The sequence below is a fragment of the Caulobacter sp. 1776 genome (genome assembly GCF_040545685.1).
Taxonomy (GTDB): Bacteria; Pseudomonadota; Alphaproteobacteria; order Caulobacterales; family Caulobacteraceae; genus Caulobacter.
Window position 1 is genome coordinate 132584 of the sequence record NZ_JBEPMI010000009.1, and the last position, 19082, is coordinate 151665.

25 protein-coding genes and 1 pseudogene are annotated in these 19082 nt (G+C 67.3%); 17 read left to right on the plus strand and 9 right to left on the minus strand.

All coding sequences use genetic code 11. From position 1 onward, the window contains the following. Positions 1-32 precede the first annotated feature (32 nt). The 4 genes from ABIC66_RS23060 to ABIC66_RS23075 all read left to right on the plus strand — a co-directional run bounded on the left by ABIC66_RS23060 (position 33) and on the right by ABIC66_RS23075 (position 2588). Positions 33-782, plus strand: a complete 750-nt coding sequence (locus ABIC66_RS23060) for a FadR/GntR family transcriptional regulator (RefSeq protein ID WP_354073514.1) — start codon at positions 33-35, stop codon at positions 780-782. Between the two features lie 222 nt (positions 783-1004). Beyond that, positions 1005-1292: a helix-turn-helix domain-containing protein gene (locus tag ABIC66_RS23065; protein ID WP_354073516.1), complete on the plus strand. Its 288-nt coding sequence runs from the start codon at positions 1005-1007 to the stop codon at positions 1290-1292. A 34-nt stretch (positions 1293-1326) separates the two neighbouring features. After that, positions 1327-2457: an acyltransferase family protein gene (locus tag ABIC66_RS23070; RefSeq protein WP_354073518.1), complete on the plus strand. Its 1131-nt coding sequence runs from the start codon at positions 1327-1329 to the stop codon at positions 2455-2457. Further along, on the plus strand, positions 2454-2588 hold the full coding sequence (locus tag ABIC66_RS23075) for a hypothetical protein (protein ID WP_502910407.1): 135 nt from the start codon (positions 2454-2456) through the stop codon (positions 2586-2588). The genes ABIC66_RS23070 and ABIC66_RS23075 overlap by 4 nt, the downstream gene beginning before the upstream one ends. Before the next feature lie 25 nt (positions 2589-2613). Here ABIC66_RS23075 and ABIC66_RS23080 read toward each other — a convergent pair whose 3' ends face one another. From ABIC66_RS23080 to ABIC66_RS23090, 3 genes are all read right to left on the minus strand, one after another. Then, positions 2614-3318 (minus strand): HAD family hydrolase, encoded by a 705-nt coding sequence (locus tag ABIC66_RS23080; protein WP_354073520.1) that lies wholly within the window; start codon positions 3316-3318, stop codon positions 2614-2616. 66 nt (positions 3319-3384) lie between these two features. After that, entirely contained in the window at positions 3385-3528 is a 144-nt protein-coding gene (locus ABIC66_RS23085) for a hypothetical protein (protein ID WP_354073522.1), read from the minus strand. Positions 3529-3640: 112 nt separating this feature from the next. Continuing rightward, positions 3641-3925, minus strand: a complete 285-nt coding sequence (locus tag ABIC66_RS23090; RefSeq protein ID WP_354073524.1) for a DUF1272 domain-containing protein — start codon at positions 3923-3925, stop codon at positions 3641-3643. Between the two features lie 298 nt (positions 3926-4223). On the opposite strand from ABIC66_RS23090, the gene carA reads away from it, so the two are divergent. Beyond that, positions 4224-5390, plus strand: a complete 1167-nt coding sequence (carA, locus tag ABIC66_RS23095; RefSeq protein ID WP_354073526.1) for a glutamine-hydrolyzing carbamoyl-phosphate synthase small subunit — start codon at positions 4224-4226, stop codon at positions 5388-5390. A 32-nt stretch (positions 5391-5422) separates the two neighbouring features. Here carA and ABIC66_RS23100 read toward each other — a convergent pair whose 3' ends face one another. After that, on the minus strand, positions 5423-6283 hold the full coding sequence (locus ABIC66_RS23100) for a DMT family transporter (RefSeq protein WP_354073528.1): 861 nt from the start codon (positions 6281-6283) through the stop codon (positions 5423-5425). A 122-nt stretch (positions 6284-6405) separates the two neighbouring features. Here ABIC66_RS23100 and ABIC66_RS23105 point away from each other — a divergent pair, with 122 nt between their 5' ends. Together ABIC66_RS23105 and ABIC66_RS23110 are read left to right on the plus strand one after the other, a co-directional pair. Then, the gene (locus ABIC66_RS23105; protein WP_354073530.1) at positions 6406-7782 is read left to right on the plus strand and encodes an aminotransferase-like domain-containing protein; all 1377 of its coding nucleotides are present in this window, start codon (positions 6406-6408) and stop codon (positions 7780-7782) included. Continuing rightward, a pseudogene (locus ABIC66_RS23110) lies at positions 7781-7913 on the plus strand (hypothetical protein); the annotation flags it as partial. The gene ABIC66_RS23105 and the pseudogene ABIC66_RS23110, both read left to right, overlap by 2 nt. Before the next feature lie 23 nt (positions 7914-7936). On the opposite strand, the gene ABIC66_RS23115 reads toward ABIC66_RS23110, so the two are convergent. Next, complete coding sequence (locus ABIC66_RS23115) at positions 7937-8593, minus strand: glutathione S-transferase family protein (RefSeq protein ID WP_354073532.1); 657 nt, start codon at positions 8591-8593, stop codon at positions 7937-7939. Positions 8594-8663: 70 nt separating this feature from the next. On the opposite strand from ABIC66_RS23115, the gene ABIC66_RS23120 reads away from it, so the two are divergent. Continuing rightward, positions 8664-8993, plus strand: a complete 330-nt coding sequence (locus ABIC66_RS23120; protein WP_354073534.1) for a hypothetical protein — start codon at positions 8664-8666, stop codon at positions 8991-8993. Positions 8994-9182: 189 nt separating this feature from the next. On the opposite strand, the gene map is transcribed toward ABIC66_RS23120, so the two are convergent. Both map and ABIC66_RS23130 read right to left on the minus strand, forming a co-directional pair. After that, positions 9183-9929 carry a type I methionyl aminopeptidase gene (gene map / locus ABIC66_RS23125; protein ID WP_354073536.1) on the minus strand — a complete coding sequence of 249 codons (747 nt, stop codon included), beginning with the start codon at positions 9927-9929 and terminating at the stop codon, positions 9183-9185. Beyond that, on the minus strand, positions 9926-10141 hold the full coding sequence (locus ABIC66_RS23130; protein WP_354073538.1) for a ParD-like family protein: 216 nt from the start codon (positions 10139-10141) through the stop codon (positions 9926-9928). Before ABIC66_RS23130 ends, map begins: the two co-directional genes overlap by 4 nt. Positions 10142-10289: 148 nt before the next feature. Between ABIC66_RS23130 and ABIC66_RS23135 the strand changes: the two genes are divergently transcribed. From ABIC66_RS23135 to ABIC66_RS23155, 5 genes are all read left to right on the plus strand, one after another. After that, positions 10290-10628, plus strand: a complete 339-nt coding sequence (locus ABIC66_RS23135) for a hypothetical protein (protein ID WP_354073539.1) — start codon at positions 10290-10292, stop codon at positions 10626-10628. 28 nt (positions 10629-10656) lie between these two features. Continuing rightward, positions 10657-11082: a hypothetical protein gene (locus tag ABIC66_RS23140; protein WP_354073541.1), complete on the plus strand. Its 426-nt coding sequence runs from the start codon at positions 10657-10659 to the stop codon at positions 11080-11082. Between the two features lie 10 nt (positions 11083-11092). Then, positions 11093-11953: a DNA/RNA non-specific endonuclease gene (locus ABIC66_RS23145; protein ID WP_354073543.1), complete on the plus strand. Its 861-nt coding sequence runs from the start codon at positions 11093-11095 to the stop codon at positions 11951-11953. Positions 11954-12037: 84 nt separating this feature from the next. Further along, the gene (uvrB, locus tag ABIC66_RS23150) at positions 12038-14320 is read left to right on the plus strand and encodes an excinuclease ABC subunit UvrB (protein WP_354073545.1); all 2283 of its coding nucleotides are present in this window, start codon (positions 12038-12040) and stop codon (positions 14318-14320) included. 88 nt (positions 14321-14408) lie between these two features. After that, positions 14409-15176, plus strand: coding sequence for a hypothetical protein (locus ABIC66_RS23155; RefSeq protein ID WP_354073547.1), 768 nt, complete (start codon positions 14409-14411; stop codon positions 15174-15176). 12 nt (positions 15177-15188) lie between these two features. Here the strand turns inward: ABIC66_RS23155 and ABIC66_RS23160 are convergent, their stop codons facing one another. Continuing rightward, on the minus strand, positions 15189-15668 hold the full coding sequence (locus ABIC66_RS23160) for a hypothetical protein (RefSeq protein WP_354073549.1): 480 nt from the start codon (positions 15666-15668) through the stop codon (positions 15189-15191). A 93-nt stretch (positions 15669-15761) separates the two neighbouring features. On the opposite strand from ABIC66_RS23160, the gene ABIC66_RS23165 reads away from it, so the two are divergent. The 4 genes from ABIC66_RS23165 (at position 15762) to ABIC66_RS23180 (ending at position 18599) form a co-directional block, all read left to right on the plus strand. Next, positions 15762-16154, plus strand: a complete 393-nt coding sequence (locus ABIC66_RS23165) for a hypothetical protein (protein ID WP_354073551.1) — start codon at positions 15762-15764, stop codon at positions 16152-16154. 113 nt (positions 16155-16267) lie between these two features. Beyond that, complete coding sequence (locus ABIC66_RS23170; protein WP_354073553.1) at positions 16268-17668, plus strand: HD domain-containing protein; 1401 nt, start codon at positions 16268-16270, stop codon at positions 17666-17668. Continuing rightward, positions 17665-18171 carry a hypothetical protein gene (locus ABIC66_RS23175; protein WP_354073555.1) on the plus strand — a complete coding sequence of 169 codons (507 nt, stop codon included), beginning with the start codon at positions 17665-17667 and terminating at the stop codon, positions 18169-18171. Before ABIC66_RS23170 ends, ABIC66_RS23175 begins: the two co-directional genes overlap by 4 nt. Before the next feature lie 8 nt (positions 18172-18179). Then, positions 18180-18599 carry a GNAT family N-acetyltransferase gene (locus ABIC66_RS23180; protein ID WP_354073557.1) on the plus strand — a complete coding sequence of 140 codons (420 nt, stop codon included), beginning with the start codon at positions 18180-18182 and terminating at the stop codon, positions 18597-18599. 7 nt (positions 18600-18606) lie between these two features. On the opposite strand, the gene ABIC66_RS23185 is transcribed toward ABIC66_RS23180, so the two are convergent. Continuing rightward, the gene (locus ABIC66_RS23185; RefSeq protein ID WP_354073559.1) at positions 18607-19080 is read right to left on the minus strand and encodes a nuclear transport factor 2 family protein; all 474 of its coding nucleotides are present in this window, start codon (positions 19078-19080) and stop codon (positions 18607-18609) included. Positions 19081-19082: the final 2 nt, after the last annotated feature.

Genomic DNA, 19082 nt, shown 5'->3' on the forward strand with positions numbered 1-19082 from the left:
TGACGCCCCGCGTCCTCGAGCCGCCTTCAGCCATGTCAGACAACGTCAAGCTCTACCGCAAGATCGCCGACTCCGTGGCCGACGCCATCGAGGGCGGCCAGTACAAGATCGGCGACCGCCTGCCGACCGAGCGCGAGCTGGCCGAGCAGTTCGGCGTCAGCCGTCCGACCTTGCGCGAGGCGATGATCGCCCTGGAAATGCTGGGCATGATCGAGGCCCGCCACGGCCTGGGCATCTACGTCACCGGCAATGTCCGCCCCGTCCCGCCCTCGCCCGAGATGGATTTCGAGATCGGCGCCTTCGAGCTGATCGAGGCCCGCCGCCTGTTCGAGGGCGAGGCCGCCGCCCTGGCCGCCACCTCGATCAGCGACGAGCAGATCGCGACGCTGGAAGGCCTGCTGCGGCGGATGCACGAGGAAGAAGAGATCAGCGGCGAGGACGCCGACCGCGAATTCCACCTGACCATCGCCCGCTCGACCGGCAACGGCGCGATCATCGCCACGATCGAGAACCTGTGGGACTGGCGCAACCGCTCGCCCCTGGCCCGCAACATCCTCAGCCGCGCCCGCGGCATGGGCCTGGAGCCTCGCATCGTCGAGCACCGCCGCGTGGTCGACGCGCTGAAGGCCCGCGACCCGGCGGCGGCCCGCCAGGCGATGCGCGACCACCTGGAGCGGGTGATCGACCACCTGCTGCACGCGACCGAAACCGAGGCGGTGCAGCGCGCCCAGCAGGAGACCAAGGCCCGACGCAACGCGATCGCCAAGCGGGTGGCGATCTAGGGAGACGCCTGATCTTTCCTCCCATTAGGGAGAGGTGGATCGATGCGAATACGCATCGAGACGGAGGGGTCCGCGAAGCGGTCGTGTGTTGGCCAGTTCACAAGGCCCCTCCACCGGCGTTCGCCGGTCCCCCTCCCCCAGAGGGGGAGGAGAGGTGAATCCCGCTCTCCCCATGACGTCGGTTTAACTGGCTCGTCTCCGCGCCCCGCTAAACCTGCTCCCATGCATCCCCCGCTCCGGCACACCCTGTCGCCCGACGCCATTCCGCGTCACCTGCACGCCGCGCCCTACGCGGCCGTGGTGCTGGACGGCGGCTATGAGGAGGCCGGGGAGCGGGGTCGCCGGCGGGTCGAGGCCCGGGCGCGACGGGCCTGGGCGCTGATCACCGGGACGATGGACACGCTGGCGTCGATCGCGGCCGAGACCGGCTTCACCGACCAGGCTCACATGACCCGCGACGTGAAGGCGCTGACCGGCAAGGCGCCGGGGGCGTGGCGACGGGCGGGATGATGCTCTCCTCCCCGCATTGCGGGGGAGCATCCGCGTGTGCCACCACTTCACCATGCTGAAGCTGCCGCCCCTGAAGCCCGACTCCGACCAGATGCTTCACCTCGACGCCCTGCGCATCGTCGGGGCGCTGATGATCGTGGTGTTTCACTTCAACCGGTTCATCAATCTGGACGGCCGCTGGCAGGCGGTGGACGACACGGTCAAGAGCTTCAGCCTGATCGTCGATCTGTTCTTCCTGATCTCCGGCTATGTGATGGCGGCGATCTATACCGGTCGGATCACGACCGTCGCCAAGTACCGCGACTTCCTGCAGAAGCGCGTGGCCCGCCTGGGACCGCTGCACTGGGCGACGATGCTGGTGTTCGTGGCCATCGCCGCGCTGGGCTGGGCCGGGGTGCTGAACGAGCACGACCCGTCGCGCTACGACGTCGGCTGCATCCCCCAGAACGTCCTGTTCGTCCACGCCTGGGGGACCTGCAAGGCCCAGACCTGGAACTTCGTCAGCTGGGCGATCAGCGCCGAGATGGGGCTCTACATCGCCCTGCCGCTGATCTTTCGCGTCACCGCCCTGGGCCGCTGGGCCACCGCCGCCGTGGCGTTTGGGAGCCTGGCCTTTCTGCTTTGGATCTCGCGCACCGGCGAGACCTTCTCGCAGTGGACCTATGACTTCGGCGTCGCCCGCGCCGTGCCCGGCTTCATGCTCGGCGTGCTGGCCTTCCAGCTGAAGGACATCCTGGCCAAGCTGCCCTTCGCGCGGTTCGTGATGTGGACCCTGCTGGCGGCGTTCTTCGCGGCCTCGTTCGCCGGGGCCTCGCGGACGGCGTTGCTGCTCCTGATCTACGCCGTCGGCCTGGCCGGGGTGGCGGCCGACGCGGCCGGCGTCCAGGGCGGGGTCAGCCGAGCCATGGCGCCGTGGGCCCAGCTCAGCTTCAGCCTCTATCTGCTGCACCCGATCGCGCTGAAGATCGCGCTGAACTGGGTCGGCCATGGCCTGTGGGGCCTCTCCGGCGACGCCATGCGGCTGTGGTGCCTGCTGTGGCTGATCCTGCTGATCCCGATCGCCTACCTGTCGCTGGCGGCGTTCGAGCGGCCGGCGCGGGATTGGGTGGCGGGGCTGGGGAAGGCGAAGGCGCCGAAGTCCCTGGGGCCGTCGGTGGCGCCCTGAAGAGCTCCCTCTCTCTTAGAGAGAGGGTTGGGGTGAGTGGTTACGGCGTTCGACGGAGTGCCGGCACGCCGTCAACCGGCGTAACCACTCACCCTCCCACCGCTTCGCGGCGGGCCCCTCCCTCTCTCTAAGAGAGAGGGTTTCAACACCGCCAGCTCAGGATTGGGCGATCCGATCCACCCACCCCGGCAGCTCGCCGATATTCCCCAGCTCCACATACCGTTCATGGCCCACCGGGGCCTCGGCCGCCTCGTGCGACCAGACCAGCGGGTACGGGATCAAGGCGCTCCAGCACCCCGCCTCCAGCGCCGGCAGGATGTCGGACTTCATCGAGTTGCCGGCCATCACCGCCTGATCGGCGCCCGTGCCATAGCGGTCGAACACCCGGCGGTAGGTGCCCGCGTCCTTCTCGGACACGATCTCGACGGCCACGAAGTAGTCGCCCAGGCCCGACGAGGCCAGCTTCTGCTCCTGGTGAAGAAGATCGCCCTTGGTGATCAGGATCAGACGGTAGCGGTCCGACAGCGTGGCCAGGGCCGTCTCGACGCCGGGCAGCGGCTCGATCGGCTCGGTCAGCATCTCGCGGCCCACGGCCAGGATCTCGCGGATCACCCGGGTGTCGACCGCCCCGTCGGTGACCTCCAGCGCCGTCTCGATCATCGACAGGGTGAAGCCCTTGGCCCCGTAGCCATAGACCCGCAGGTTGCGCTTCTCGACGGCCAGCAGTTGGGCCTCGATCTTCTCGGCGTCGCCGTGCTCGGACAGCAGGTCCAGGAAGCGCGCGTGCGACAGACGGAACAGGCTCTCGCAGTGCCAGAGGGTGTCGTCGGCGTCGACGCCGACGGTGGTGATTGTATTCATGGGGCGGAGCCTAACACCGGACATGACATAAGGACATCCTTATGCCACTTCAGGCGGTCTCCACACCTAGAAGGTCAGCACCACGAAGACGACCGCGCTGATCGGGATCGCGGCCGAAAGCGCCATGTGCAGAAGGCTCTCGCCAAGCCCGTACACCGAGCGGTTGGACCTGGGAACCTTGACTGACGTGGGCGCGGCGGCGGGGGTCATGGCGGTGCTCCTTGCACGCTCATGAGCTTAAGCTTGGAGGGTTAACGATCCTCGATCCTGGCCGCGCGCGGCGTTGCGACAGATTGTCCGTTACAACCGGTCAAGGGTGCCCCTACGCCCACCCCGCCGGCCGCTCGCGCTCCGGGTCCCGCCGGACCACCGTCGTCCGGTGCGCCTTGACCACCCGGCGCAGGGAGGCCGGATAGCGGTGCAGTTCGCTCTCGGGCCGGATCGGGCGCGCGACCAGGCCGCCGCCGCAGTCGGGGCAGGCCGCGTCGAAGCGCAGGTCGGCGCAGTCGGCGCAGAAGGTGTGTTCGAAGGTGCAGATTCGGGCCGCGTCGCTGCCCGGGGGCAGGTCGCGGTCGCAGCACTCGCAATTGGGGCGCAGTTCGAGCATGGGGCCGTCCTCCCGTGTTCGCCCAGTTTTCGCCTAGGGGTTTCTTTGCTTGGAAGCCTTGCACCATAAGGGCTTTTGCCGGCGCCGCGCGAGGGGGCGCGTTCGCATATCACGGGAATGTGGAGCCAAGCGAAAATCGCGTGATCGCCAAAGGCCCACGAGGGGTTGACCCCCTCCTTCATACCCCCTAGACACCCCGCCGTTTGCGCGGCGGGCAGGGGTTACTCCTCGCCCGCCTTTTTGCGACAATAGGCGGCCCTTTTCGGGCTCCCATCGCGTTCAGGAGGCGCTCTACAGAATGTCCCAAGACCTTCTTCCCGGCGTCACCGGCGTTCTGGCCCTGGCCGACGGCACGATCCTGCAGGGCGTGGGCTGCGGCGCGGTCGGCGACGCGGTCGGCGAGGTGTGCTTCAACACCGCCATGACGGGCTATCAGGAGATCCTGACCGACCCGTCCTACATGGCCCAGATCGTCGCCTTCACCTTCCCGCACATCGGCAATGTCGGGACCAATGTCGAGGACGTCGAGCAGGTCACCGGCGTGGCCGAGACCGCCGCCCGCGGCGCCCTGTTCCGCGAGGTCCCGACGCAGCAGGCCAACTGGCGCGCCAACAGCGACTTCGACGCCTGGATGAAGACCCGGGGCGTCATCGGCCTGGCCGGGATCGACACCCGCGCCCTGACCCGCAAGATCCGCGAGACCGGCATGCCGCACGGCGTCATCGCCCACTCGCCCGAGGGCAAGTTCGACCTGCCCGCCCTGGTGGCCAAGGCCAAGGCCTGGGCCGGCCTCGAGGGCCTGGACCTGGCCAAGGACGCCTCGACCACCCAGACCTTCACCTGGGACGAGGGCCTGTGGTCGTGGCCGGAAGGCTACGCCAAGCTGGACAAGCCCAAGTACGACGTCGTGGTCATCGACTACGGCGTCAAGCGCAACATCCTGCGCGCCCTGGCCCACGTCGGGGCCCGCGCCACGGTGGTGCCGGCCAACACCTCGGCCGAGGACATCCTGGCCCGCAACCCGGACGGCGTGCTGCTGAGCAACGGCCCCGGCGACCCGGCCGCCACGGGCGAATACGCGGTTCCGGTCATTCAGACGCTGGTCGAGAGCGGCAAGCCGGTGTTCGGCATCTGCCTGGGCCACCAGATGCTGGCCCTGGCGCTAGGCGCCAAGACCGTGAAGATGGACCAGGGCCACCACGGCGCCAACCACCCGGTCAAGGACCTGACCACCGGCAAGGTCGAGATCGTCTCGATGAACCACGGCTTCACCGTGGACAGCGCCAGCCTGCCGGCCCCGGTGCAGGAGACCCATGTCTCGCTGTTCGACGGCACCAACGCCGGCATCCAGCTGGCCGACAAGCCGGTGTTCTCGGTGCAGCACCACCCGGAAGCCTCGCCGGGCCCGACCGACAGCCTGTACCTGTTCGAGCGCTTCGCGGGCCTGATGGACAAGGCGAAGTAACGTCCCTCTTCCGGCGGGGCGAAGGAAACGGATCAAGCGAACCGCTTCGCCCCGGCCACGCACAGCACGGTCACCGCCGTCACCGCCACCATCACCGGGGCGACCGGCTCGTGCAGCAGCAGGCCGGCCAGGGTCAGGCCGAAAAACGGCTGTAGCAGCTGCAGCTGGCCGACCTTGGCGATGCCGCCCAGGGCCAGGCCGCGGTACCAGAACACGAAGCCGACCAGCATGCTGAACACCGAGACGTAGGCCAGGCCCAGCCAGGCCGGCGCGCCTATGCCGCTCCAGCTCAACGGCAAGGTGGCGACCGCGAGGATCGCCATGACCGGCGAGGCCAGGACCAGGGCCCAGCAGATCACCTGCCAGCCGCCTAGCCTTCGCGACAGCACCGCTCCCTCCGCATAGCCCAGGCCGCAGGCGATCACGGCCGCGATCATCAGCAGGTCGCCGACCAGCGAGCCCGCTCCGCCGCGCGTCAAGGCGAAGCCGGCCACCGACAGGCCGCCGACGATCGAGAACAGCCAGAACGCCGGCCTGGGCCGCTCGCCGCCGCGCAGCACGCCGAAGGTGGCTGTCGCCAGGGGCAGCAGGCCGATGAACACGATCGAGTGGGCCGAGGTGACGCGCTGCAGCGCCAGGGCCGTCAGCAGCGGAAAGCCGACCACCACGCCGAGCGCCACCACCGCCAGCGGACGCAGATCGGACGGGGCGGGGCGCTTCTGCCTCAGCGCCAACAGCAGCACCGCGCCGATCAGGGCGGCGATCACCGCGCGGGCCGAGGTCAGGAACACCGGCTCGAACCCGCCGATCGCCACGCGCGTGGCCGGCAGCGAGCCGCTGAAGATGATCACCCCGAGCAGACCGCTGCCCCAACCCTTCGATGTCTGTTCCATCCGCCCGTCCGCTGAAAAGTGAGCGGCGGTCATAGGCGGCGCGAGCGCGGCCAGCCCAGGGACAATCAGTACAATTTCGATCGAACTGTATGTTACGAAGAGCCGTACAGTTGAGGCGGGCGATGAGCAGGACCGACGACGTCATGGAGGCGATCCGCGCCCGGATCGCCAGCCGGGCCCTGGCCCAGGGCGATCGGCTGCCGTCGATCCGCGGCCTGGCCGCCACCCTGAAGGTCTCGCCCTCGACCGTGGCCGAGGCCTATGATCGCCTGGTCTCGGAGGGCGTGGTCCTGTCGCGGCCGGGCTCGGGGTTCTACGTCTCGGCCGGGATCGCGACGCCCGTCGTCAACGCCCTGCGCCCCCGGACCGACCGGGCGATCGATCCGCTGTGGGTGTCGCGCCAGTCGCTGGACGCCGCGCCCGAGGCGCTGAAGCCGGGTTGCGGCTGGCTGCCGCCGGACTGGATGCCCAACGCCATCGTTCGACGCGCGATGCGCGGCCTGGCCCGCGCCGACGACGCCCTGCTGAGCGACTACGGCCATTCGCGCGGCCTGCTGGATCTGCGGCGGCTGTTGGCCCGCCGCTGCGCCGCCGACGGCCTGGAGATCGGGCCCGAGCAGCTGATGCTGACCGCGTCCGGCACCCAGGCGATCGACCTGATCTGCCGGTTCCTGCTGCGCCCCGGCGACGCCGTGCTGGTCGACGATCCCTGCTACTTCAACTTCCGAGCCCTGCTGCGCGCCCACCAGATCCGGGTAGTCAGCGTCCCCTACACCCCCGTCGGCCCGGACACGGCGCGCTTCGCCGAGGTGCTCGCCGAGGAGCGGCCGCGTCTCTACATCACCAATTCGGCGATCCACAATCCGACCGGCGCGACGATGTCGGCCCAGACCGCGCACCGGCTGCTGACCATCGCCTCGGCCCATGGCCTGGTCATCGTCGAGGATGACATCTTCGCCGAGTTCGAGCCGGAGCCCTCCCCGCGCCTGGCGGCGTTCGACGGCCTGGTCAACGTGATCCGCATCGGCAGCTTCTCCAAGACGCTGTCGGCGTCCGTGCGCTGCGGCTATGTCGCGGCCCGGCCGGACTGGATCGAGGCGATGGTCGACCTGCAGGTCGCCACCAACTTCGGCGGCGCCAGCCCGGTGGCGGCCCAGCTGGTCTTCGACAGCCTGCGCGACAGCGGCTATCGCCGCCACGTCGAGGCCCTGCGGCGGCGGCTGTCGGCCGCGCGGCGCGACACGACGAGCCGGCTGGCGGACCTCGGGATCCGGACCTGGGTCACCCCGCGCGGCGGCTTCTACCTGTGGGGCCGCCTGCCCGACGGGCGGGACGCCTCGGACGTCGCCCGCGCCGCCTTGGCGCAGGATGTGATCCTGGCCCCCGGCGACGTCTTCAGCGTCGCCCAGGACGCCTCGGACCACATGCGCTTCAACGTCGGCCAGATGCAGGACCCGAAGGTGTTCGCGGTGCTGAAGGCGGCTTTGGCGGAAGCTTAGGTCGCGCCTTGAGCGCCCCCTCCGTCCCGCTGCGTATCCGCAGCGCGCCACCTCCCCCGTTTCACGGGTGAGGAGAAGGCAGCTTCACTCCTCCTGCCCCGCTTGCGGGGGAGGTGGCGCGGCGCCGATAGGCGACGTGACGGAGGGGGCGTCCCTAACCCGCCCCCAGCGCGGCCTTCACCGCCGCCGCCCAGGCCTTGGTCGCCTGGCAGGTGTCCATCGCCCGCCCATAGGCCTCGCGGGCGCTGGTCCGCGCCACATAGGCCTCCTCGGCATCGGTGAGGACCACGCCGCCGGCCCGCTGGGCCAGCTCCAGGGCGTAGGTGATCGAGATGTCGGCCGCCGTGAAGATGTCGCCGGCCATGTAGGGCGCCTGCTCCAGCCGCCGGGCCACGATGCCCCGGCGGCTCTCGAACACCGACCGCGCCTTGCGCGATCCCCAGTTGTCCCGCTCGGCCTCGGGCGCGAGCATGCGGCTGACGATGACGAAGAAGATCGGGGTGGCCAGGCCGGCCTCGCCCAAGTGCAGGAACTGCTGATAGGCGGCGAAGGCCGGATCGCGCGGGCCTGTCGCCAGCGGCGTCGGCCCGTAGCGCGCCATCAGATATTCCATGATCGCGATCGACTCGACCATGATGTCGTCGCCGTCCTGGATCGCCGGGATGAAGCCGGCGGGGTTGATGGCCAGGAACTCTGGATCGTTCTCGACCCCGGCCAGCATGTCGACCGGTCGCAGCCGGTAAGGCAGGCCCATCTCCTCCAGCAGCCAGACGACCCGGAAGCCTCTCCCCTCGCCGAAGACGGTGATCATGCAGGGGTCCTTTCCTCGGGAGGGCCCGGCCGGGGTGGCCTGGGCGCGCGTGCTGGGCTAACTGCAATAGATGGCACGAACCAAACAAAGCGCCGAGCTCGAGATCGAGGTCGAAGACGAGCTCTACCTCTGGCGGCTGCATCGCCAGCCCGGCTGGTCGAGCGAAGCGCCCGAGCGGCACGGCATGGCGATCGCCGTGCGCCACAAGGAAGGGCAGCGCGAGGCCGTGGTCGAGTTCCCGCCCGGCCCGGAGCCGCGCTACGGCGCGCCGCTGCTGAAGGCCTCGCGGATCGATCTCAAGCTGGTCAAGAACGCCATCCTCTCCGCCATCGCGGCCGGATGGGAGCCGCACTCGCGCGGCAAGACCGTGTTCGTCGTCGTGGACGCGACGGGGGCCTGATCGCGAGACGATCGAGGACCTTTAAAGCCAATCGACATTCAGCCCCAAACGCCGCTCATCCCCGCGAAAGCGGGGACCCAAGCTGACTCTCGGTATGCTCGGCCCAGTATCCATCCGCTGACTTGGCTTGGATCCCCGCTTTCGCGGGGATGAGCGGATTTGAAAGGCGGCCAGCGTTGAACGTCGCCCCTAGACCAGTGTCAGCACCAGCGGTCCGCCGCGGGTCGCGACCAGGGTGTGCTCGTACTGCACCGTGGGCTGGCGTCCCGGCGGGGCCAGGGTCCAGCCGTCGTCGCCTTCCTCGACCCAGTCCGCGCCCAGCGACAGGAACGGCTCGATCGTGAAGACCAGGCCCTCGGGGATCACCCGGCGGTCGCGTGGCTCGTACCAGGTTGGGATCTCCCTCGGCTCGTCGTGCAGCGAGCGGCCGACCCCGTGGCTGGCCAGGTTGCGGACCAGGCTGTAGCCGTTCTTGCGAGCGAAGGCCTCGATGGACCGCCCGACCTCGTTCAGCCGGCCGCCCGGCTTCACCGCCCGAATGCCGGCCCACATCGCCCGGCGGCCATCGCGGCAGAGGCGCTCGACGCGCTTGCTGACCGGCGGCGTCGCGAAGCTGGCGCCGGTGTCGCCGAAATAGCCGTCCAGCTCGGCCGAGACGTCGATATTGATCAGGTCGCCGGCCTTGATCACCGTGCCGTCCGGGATCCCGTGCGCGCAGTCCGGCCCCACCGAGATGCAGGTCGCGCCCGGGAAGTTGTAGGTCAGCTCGGGCGCCGAGCGCGCGCCTTCCTTCTCCAGCAGGGCGCGGCCGAAATCGTCCAGCTCCTTGGTGGTCATGCCCGGCTCCAGCGCCGCGCCCATCGCCGCCAGCGTGCGGGCCACCAGGTTGCCGATGGTCCGTAGCTTTTCCAGCTGGTGCTCGTTCTCGATGGTCATGGCCGCGCCTCCGCCGTCGGGAGGACGTCGTCGACCCCCGCCGCCTTCAGCTCGCGCGCCACCAGCGCCTGGAAGGTGAGGCCCGGGTTCAGCTCGCACAGCATGCCGATCCTGATCCAGAACGCGGCCTGGGCGTTGATCGACCGGTATGACGCCTTGCTGGCCCGACGCAGCTGCTCGTGCAGCTCGTCCTCGATATTGACGATGCCCATTGGCCGCTCCGCACTATACGATTCGTATATGCTTCATATATAAGAACTTCCGACGCGACAACCCGCAAGCGACGGCCTTGAGCCACCGTCGAAAAAGCTTCATGCACCCGTGGGTTGACATCGGTCGAGCTTCGCGCGTCCATGGGCCATGGTCTTCGATGATCTCGCGCGCTACGCGGAGATCGGTCTGATCATCTGGTTGGCCCTGTTGGCCGGCGTCGTTTTCCAGAAGCTGATCACCGATCCAGGCCGCCTGAACGGGTTGTTCGCCAGCGAGGCGAGCGGCGCGGGCGAGGCCGACCGCATTCAGCTGCTGATGGTCGCGGCCGTCACGATCGGCGGCTATCTGATCCAGACCGTCCACGCCATGCACGCCTCCGCCGAGCCCCTGCGCAGTCTGCCGGAGGCCGATCCGGCCCTGCTGGCGCTGATGGCGGGCGGCCAGTCCATCTACCTGTCGGGAAAGCTTTTTCGGAAACTGAAATGACGCGCCCGGAGCGCGAGAGGGGGACGTGATGAAGCCTTGGTACGACCTGCCCATCCTCGTCGGCGTGGCCATCGTGCTCGTCATCCTGGGCATCGCCGCCCTGGTGCTGTGGAAGATGTTCACCGGCAAGATCCCGCTGGACTTCCTGATCGCCGAGCCCGGCGAGGCCAACAAGGCCAGCCTCTCGCGCTTCCAGTTCCTGATCTTCACCTTCGTGGTCGCGGGCCTGTTCCTGCTGCTGTCGATCGAGAGCGGCACGTTCGTCGAAATTCCGACCAGCGTCCTGGCCCTGCTGGGCATCAGCGGCGGCAGCTACGTGCTGGCCAAGGGCATCACCGCCAACGCCGACGTCAAGAAGACCGAGGCCGACGCCAATGTCCGCACCGCCCAGGCCGTCGCCCAGCCGCCGCCAGCCGAGGACCCGCCGCCGCCCGCCGCGCCGCGCCGCCGCTAGGAGCCGCGTGATGCGCGCCCTCCCCTTCCTGACCCTGGCCGGACTGCTGCTGGCCGCGCCCGTCCTGGCCCAGGCGCCGCCAACGCCGCCGCCGCCGCCGCCGGTCGTCGATCCCGCCGTCCAGGCCGCCTGCCTGGCCCGGTTCAAGGATGTCGGCCTGCCCCATCTCCGCTCCGAGAGCGCCCAGGCCGAGCAGGCGCCAGTCGTCTGCCGGCGCGGCTACGCCCTGTCCTTCAACAAGAAGACGCTGAACCCCGATTGGGTGATCGAGCGCCTGACCAAGGCCGAGCTGATCGGCACGGCCCAGCGGCGCGACAACTTCCACAAGGACGACCTCGTCCCGGATAGCCCGACGCCGGAGGACTACACCAACACCGGCCGCGACCGCGGGCATCAGGCGCCGGCCGCCGACGCCAAGTTCAGCCAGCCGGTCATGGACGACAGCTTCGCCATGACCAACATGTCGCCGCAGGTCGGCATCGGCTTCAACCGCGGCCAGTGGAAGTATCTGGAGGAGGCCGTGCGCGCCTGGGTGCTGTGCGGCGGCCGCGAGGACATCATCGTGATGACCGGCCCGATCTACGGCGACAGCGTCGAACGGTTCGGTCCGCGCAAGATCTGGGGCCCCGCCGCCTACTACAAGATCGTCTACGACGTGCGCTCGGGCCGGGCCGTCGGCTTCAAGCTGCCGAACGTCAAGCTGAAGAAGGCCGAGCTGGAGACGTACGTCGTGCCGATCGCCGACATCGAGGACGAGACCGGCATCGACTTCTTCCGCGCCCTGACCCGCCGTCGCCAGGCCCAGCTGGAGACCTCGCGCGGCGTCGCCTGGGGCCACGGCCAGGCTTGTTCGGGGGTGGTCGAGGGCTGATCGCCGCCCCTGCCGCCACACTGCTGCCACTCCCCGTCAGCAGGCCCCCTAGCCGAGACCCGCGCGCATGCCTAACTTGGGGCCATGCCTTCTCGCGACAATTCCGGCGTCTCCGACGTCTCGACGCCCTTCGTCATGGACAGCCATGGGGATAACCTCGGCGGCGCCGTAGGCGACGTATCGGTCGGCGTCATGCCCATGCTGTGGACCCCGCACCGCCCCGCGCGGCCGGACAAGTCCGAGGGCGGCAAGAAATTCAAGCTGGTCAGCGAGTACAAGCCGGCCGGCGACCAGCCGACGGCGATCCGCGAGCTGGTCGAGGGCATCCAGAACGGCGACCAGGACCAGGTGCTGCTGGGGGTCACGGGCTCGGGCAAGACCTTCACCATGGCCCAGGTCATCAACGAGACCCAGCGTCCGGCCCTGATCCTGGCGCCCAACAAGACCCTGGCCGCCCAGCTCTACAGCGAGATGAAGTCGTTCTTTCCGGAGAACGCGGTCGAGTACTTCGTCAGCTACTACGACTACTACCAGCCCGAGGCCTATGTGCCGCGGACGGACACCTATATCGAGAAGGACTCGTCCATCAACGAGCAGATCGACCGGATGCGCCACTCGGCCACCCGGGCGATCCTGGAGCGCGACGACGTCATCGTCGTGGCCTCGGTCAGCTGCATCTACGGCATCGGCTCGGTCGAGACCTATACCGCCATGACCTTCACCCTGACGGTCGGCGACCGGGTCGACGAGAAGCAGCTGATCGCCGACCTCGTCGCCCAGCAGTACAAGCGCAACGACCAGGCCTTCGAGCGCGGCACGTTCCGCCGCCGCGGCGACACCATCGAGATCTTCCCCGCCCACTACGAGGACCGCGCCTGGCGGATCACGATGTTCGGCGACGAGGTCGAGGCGATCTCGGAATTCGACACCCTGACCGGCAAGAAGACGTCCGACCTGGAGACGATCAAGGTCTACGCCAACAGCCACCACGTCACCCCGCGCCCGACCCTGCGCCAGGCGATCATCGCCATCCGCCAGGAGCTGAAGGAGCGGCTGGAATGGCTGGTGGCCAACGGCAAGCTGCTGGAGGCCCAGCGCCTGGAGCAGCGCACCACCTTCGATCTCGAGATGATCGAGACCACCGGCTCGTGCGCCGGGATCGAGAACTACAGCCGCTATCTGTCGGGCCGCCGGCCGGGCGAGCCGCCGCCGACCTTCTTCGAATACATCCCCGACAACGCCCTGCTGTTCACCGACGAGAGCCACCAGACGGTTCCGCAGATCGGCGCCATGTACAAGGGCGACCGCAACCGCAAATGGACCCTGGCCGAGTACGGCTTCCGCCTGCCCAGCGCGCTCGACAACCGCCCCCTCAAGTTCGAGGAGTGGGACGCCATGCGTCCGCAGTCGGTGCACGTCTCGGCCACGCCGGCGAGCTGGGAACTGGAGCGGGCCGGCGGCGTGTTCGCCGAGCAGGTCATCCGCCCGACCGGCCTGATCGATCCGCCGGTCGAGGTTCGCCCGGTCAGCAAGGACAACGCCTCCCAGGTCGACGACGTGGTCGACGAGATCCGCCAGACCATCAAGAAGGGCTACCGCACCCTGGTCACCGTCCTGACCAAGAAGATGGCCGAGGACCTGACCGAATATCTGAACGAACAGGGCATCCGCGTCCGCTACATGCACTCGGACGTCGACACCCTGGAGCGCATCGAGATCATCCGCGAGCTGCGGATGGGCAATATCGACGTGCTGGTCGGCATCAACCTGCTGCGCGAGGGCCTGGACATCCCCGAGTGCGGCTTCGTGGCCATTCTCGACGCCGACAAGGAAGGCTTCCTGCGCTCGGAGACCTCGCTGATCCAGACCATCGGCCGGGCGGCGCGGAACGTCGACGGCAAGGTGGTGCTCTATGCCGACCGGATCACCGGCTCGATGGAGCGGGCCATGGCCGAGACCGCCCGCCGCCGCGAGAAGCAGCACGCCTACAATCTCGAGCACGGCATCACGCCCGAGAGCGTCAAGCGCGACATCAAGGACATCCTCAACAGCCCCTACGAGCGCGGCGACCGCGTGCTGGTGCCGATGGGCCTGTCCGAGACCGACGACCGCCCGTTCAGCGGCGACAACTTCAAGGCCGCGCTGAAGGACCTGGAGGCCAAGATGCGCGAGGCCGCCGCCAACCTCGAATTCGAGACCGCCGCCCGCCTGCGCGACGAGATCAAGCGCATGAAGCTGATGGACCTGGAGTTCGCCAACGAGGTGCTGGCCGCGACCGGCGACGAGGTCGACAAGTCGGCGCCCAAGCGCCTGCGCGCCGAGATCCGCCAGGAAAAGGCCGAGGAGTTCCGCAAGAAGCGGCGGTAGGCGGCGGCTCCGTCTTCCCCCTCCGGGGGAGGAGCGCGCAGCGCGGAGGGGGCCTCCCCTTCCCCTGCCTGCCTCCACGCGGTAGGCCATGACCAGCGCCAGCGTGGACGACCGCATGACCGAAAGCCCCGAGGAGACCGTTGAGGCGGGCATGGCCGCCAAGCTGCTGGGAACGCTGATCGCCATCGGCCTGACCGCGGCGGGCCTGGCCGGCCTGGTCGGCGTCCAGGCCCTGCTGGAGCGCCGCGACACCGCCATCCTGCGCACCATCCCCGATGTGCTGGTGACCTGGCGCGAGCCCGCCCCGGGCCAGTTCTGGATCTTCCTGCTGATCATGCTGCCGCCGATGCTGCTGATCCCCGGCGCGTTCGGCGTGCGCGGACAGTCGCTGACGCCCGTCCTCCCCCCCGCCTGGCGCTGGCGGATGGTCGCCATCGCCGCGGCCTTCGTCGCCGCCGGCGTCGGCCTGGAGGCGGCCGTCAACAAGCCCGAGCTCGTCGTCGCCACCCCGTTCGGCGCGGCCTGGCTGCGCGACGGCAAGCCGCGCGAGCACTGGTCCTGGGGCGCGGCGACCAGCGTCGGCGTCGCCTGCGCCAAGACCTCTCCCGATGACGCTCGGGAAGGCCAGCCCGCCCTGAACTACGACGTCGCCTTTCCCAGCGGCCGCGAGGCCAGCCTGATCCGCGACACCAAGCACCTCGGCCCGCTGCTGGCCCGCCTCACGCCCATCGACCAGAGCCTGCGGGCCCGCGCCGTGCCGCGCTTCGCCAGCGTCGACGCCGCCTGCCTGGACCACTTCGACCGCGGCCTCGCCCCCGCCCAGCGGGCGGCGCTGCGGACCCTGCTCAGCCGCTGAGCGGCGCTGGCCTCACCAGGTCTTGGCCGTGTCGTGGCTGTCGCTGAAGGTGACGTTGTAGACGATCCAGCGCGCGCCGTTGTCGTAGAGCTGGAAGCGCACGAACAGCGGCGCGTTCTCCAGCCGGACCATATAGATCGCGACGGCGAAACCGGCCGCCGGGCGCGCGGTCTCCATCAGCTGCCAGTCGCGCACCGCGCCGTAGTAGCGCAGCCCCGTCTCGGTCCCGGCGATCGCCTGCTCGACCTCCGCCTGCTTCTTGCTCATCAGCGTGCCGGCGAACGCGCCGTCATAGGCCTCCTTGACCTTGCCAGCCTTCAGCTGGGCCAGGAAGGCGTCGACCTTGGCCTGGGCCGGCGCGGGCAGCGGCTCGGACGGCTCGGCCGCCCGAGCGGTCGCCAGCGGCGCCAGGCTCATGAATGCCAGGCTCAGGGACGCGGCCAGGACGGCGACCAGCAGGCGGGGGACGCGACGAGACGGGGAACGGGGCATGGACACGCCTTGGGTCATGGCGCAGCTTAGAGGGCGTCGGTCCGCGCGCGCAATCCAGGCGAGAGCGCCGCCGACCCGAAGGGAGCGCCGACCATGAACAGTTCGAAGCGGATCCTGGTCCTGGGCCAGGACGTCAACACCGTCGACTATACGAGCCCGGCCCTGCCGCCCGGCATGACCGCCGAGAAGGTCCTGGCCGGCCTCGCCCAGGCCGAGGCCGCCCTGGAGGCCCTCGGCCATCACGTCGACATGCTGCAGGTCCAGCCCGACCCGGTCGTCGCCGAGGCCGAGATCGAGGCCCAGCTGGCCGGCGCGACCTACGACGTGGTGGTGATCGGCGCGGGGATCAGGAACCCGCCGCCCAGTCTTGGGCTGTTCGAGACGGTGGTGAACGCGGTGCACCGAGGGGCGCCGGGGGCGCGGATCGCGTTCAACACGCGGCCGGATGATAGCGATGCGGCGGCGGTGAGGTGGGTGGGGCGGTAAAATCGTCTTGATGTCGACAGAGGTTCATGCTTTGTTCGCATTGAGGAACCTTCTGCCGCTTGCTCAACCCTACAGGGCGCATGATGATTACCCACAACAAAGGGGGGAATCGGATGACGCGCAAGGTTCAGCGAGTACGCGATCCTTTACATAACCTAATCCAGTTTGGTGACAACGATATAGACCAGACATGCTGGAATGTTCTGAACACCCGCCCTCTTCAACGCTTGAGAAGAGTTAAGCAACTTGGGTTTTCCGATTACGTGTATCCGGGCGCAGCACATTCGCGATTAGTGCATAGCGTAGGAGTGTTTCACACCGCTCGGCAATTGTCGGAAGTTATATCCGATCGAGTAGGCGGCCCATCAGGTCGATTTAACACCCGAAAAGCTCACGTTGCTATAGCTGCCGCACTGATTCACGATATCGGACACGGACCATTTAGTCACGCATTCGAACATGCGCTGGATGGGGTTAAACTATCGAGAAAGCACGAAACTAGAACACAAGCTATCATAAATGGAACGGAGATATCAAAAATCTTCGAAGATGCTTTTGATTCAGACTTTCCGGACGAAGTATCAAATATAATACTTAGTAGATACCCTGCCGATATCTATGCCTCAATGGTTTCCAGCCAGTTCGACGCAGACCGGCTCGACTACATGCGGCGCGACAGAATTATGTCTGGCACACAACAATCAGCAATAGACTATGAGTGGCTCTTAAAGAACCTAAAGGTCGGAAAAATAGACGTCGGCGTCGATGATACAAACATCAAGAAGGTCGAAACATTCGTTTTAGATCGAAAAGCATCCGTCGCTGCAGAAGGGTACGCCTTAAGTTTATTCTACTTATACATAAACGTTTATTTTCACAAAACTACCAGAGGATTCGAGAAGTTATTCACAGCCCTCATGGAGAATATCGCGCACAGGGTAATTGGCGGCAAAACCTGCGGCCTCCCGGCGAATCACCCTATCGTTCGATATCTGAGAAATCCTGACGGAGTCGAAGAATTCCTCCGCCTCGACGACACAGTTGTGTACGGGGCCCTTTCCCAGCTTTGCGACAGTAAAGACCACGCTCTTTCTGAGCTTTCTTGCCGGATTCGCGACAGGAAACCATATAGATGCTTTGACGTTTCGAAGTATATGGCCGCCACGTATGAAGCACCCGACGATCCCGATTCCGCGAAACGCGCAGAAGCGCGCAAAACCGCTCGCGTCAAAACAGCCGAGGCGATTGAACTGATTAAAGAGCGGAAATTACTTCAAAGGCGAGATCAAGGCATTCCTCTAATTCTTGAAGACGAAGCGAAACGCGACGCCTATAAGAGAGATGGAAAGATTTCTTCAATATATCTAATGGGCGCAGACGAAAAATTGCACGACCTGGCGAACATATCGAGCGCAGTCGATGAGCTCGGCCAATACCACGCCTACCGCCTGTACTATAGAGATGAAGCTGGAAAAAAACTGATAGATCAGATTGTGGGGGAAGTCACAAAATGAGCAATCCAACCGCGAAAGACGCCGCAGAAATAGTGGGGTACGTTGGCGATTTTGTTGGCCGAACCAAACTCCAAAAGACAGCTGCCATACTCGAACTCGCTGGATTGGGCGCTGGCTTCACATTTTCGTACCATCTCTTCGGTCCCTATAGCGAGGAATTGAGCTCTGCTGTTGATAGGGCCATTCTGCTCGGACTTATTGAAGAGGATGAGAAAGTTGCGACCTGGGGCGGGCGCTATTCTATTTTCCACGCCGCAAAGATTGGAAATCCCGACCCCCTCAAGGAGGCGCTTATCTTGCGAGCGGCAAACGCAAACTCTGTTGTACTGGAATTGGCAGTTACAGCCGCGTTCCTTGCTGCCGGAGGCGAGGAAATGCCTTGGGAGCGCGTAAGCGCTCTGAAATCAGAAAAGGCAAGCGCCGAGAATATGCATAGTGCGAAGGCCCTTTATAGGGAGCTTTCCGCTGTGAAAACTCCTCAACCTCTACCAAAGTTTGATTAGCCTAACGAGTGATCCTCCACCCCGCCACCGACGCCGAGATCCTCGCCACCTTCGAGGTCATGGCCCACCTGCGTCCCATGCTGACCCGCGACGCCTATGTCGCGCGGATCCGTCAGTTGATGGCCTCGGACGGCTACCGGCTCACCGCCATCGTCGAGGACGGCCAAGTCCGGGCCGTGGCCGGGTGGCGGCTGCTGGACATGCTGTATTGCGGCCGGTTCCTCAGCGTCGACGACCTGGTCTCGGACCCGGCCGCGCGCTCGCGGGGCCACGGCAAGGCGCTGCTGGACTGGCTGAAGGCCGAGGCCCAGCGCGAGGGCTGCGGGCATCTGGAGCTGATCTCCAACGTCGTCCGCGAAGGCGCCCACCGGTTCTATTTCCGCGAGGGCCTGGCGGTGGACGCCTTCCACTTCCGGGTGACGCTGTAGGCGGCGCTCAGGGGACGGGGGCGTGGTCGATGCTGAAGGCGCGGGCCATGCGCCAGCGGCCGTCGGCGTCCAGCTTCCACAGGATGGAGAACCGCGCCCGGCCCGCCAGGCGCTCGGGGCCCTCGCCCTTGCGCTCGTAGAAGAGGTGGGCGCCTTCCTCGACCGCGCCGAAGCCGGGGATGGCGTAGACCTTCATCGTCCCGGCGACCAGCGCGCGGCGCGAGCGCCAGGCGTCGGGCGCGCGCTTGGCCGCGCAGGTCTTGGCGTAGTCGGCCAGGAAGGCGTCGTGGGCCATCAGGCCGCCCTTGTCGTGGTAGAACTCCATGTCGCCGGTCACCAGGTCGGTCAGGGCGGCCGGGTCGCACTGCTCGAACATCACGCCGAACAGGGCCGCGTCGCGCGCCGCTATGGCCTGCTCCAGGGCGGGGCCGGACGGGATCGGCGGCAGGGCCAGGGCGGCGAGCAGGACAGGCAGGATCATCG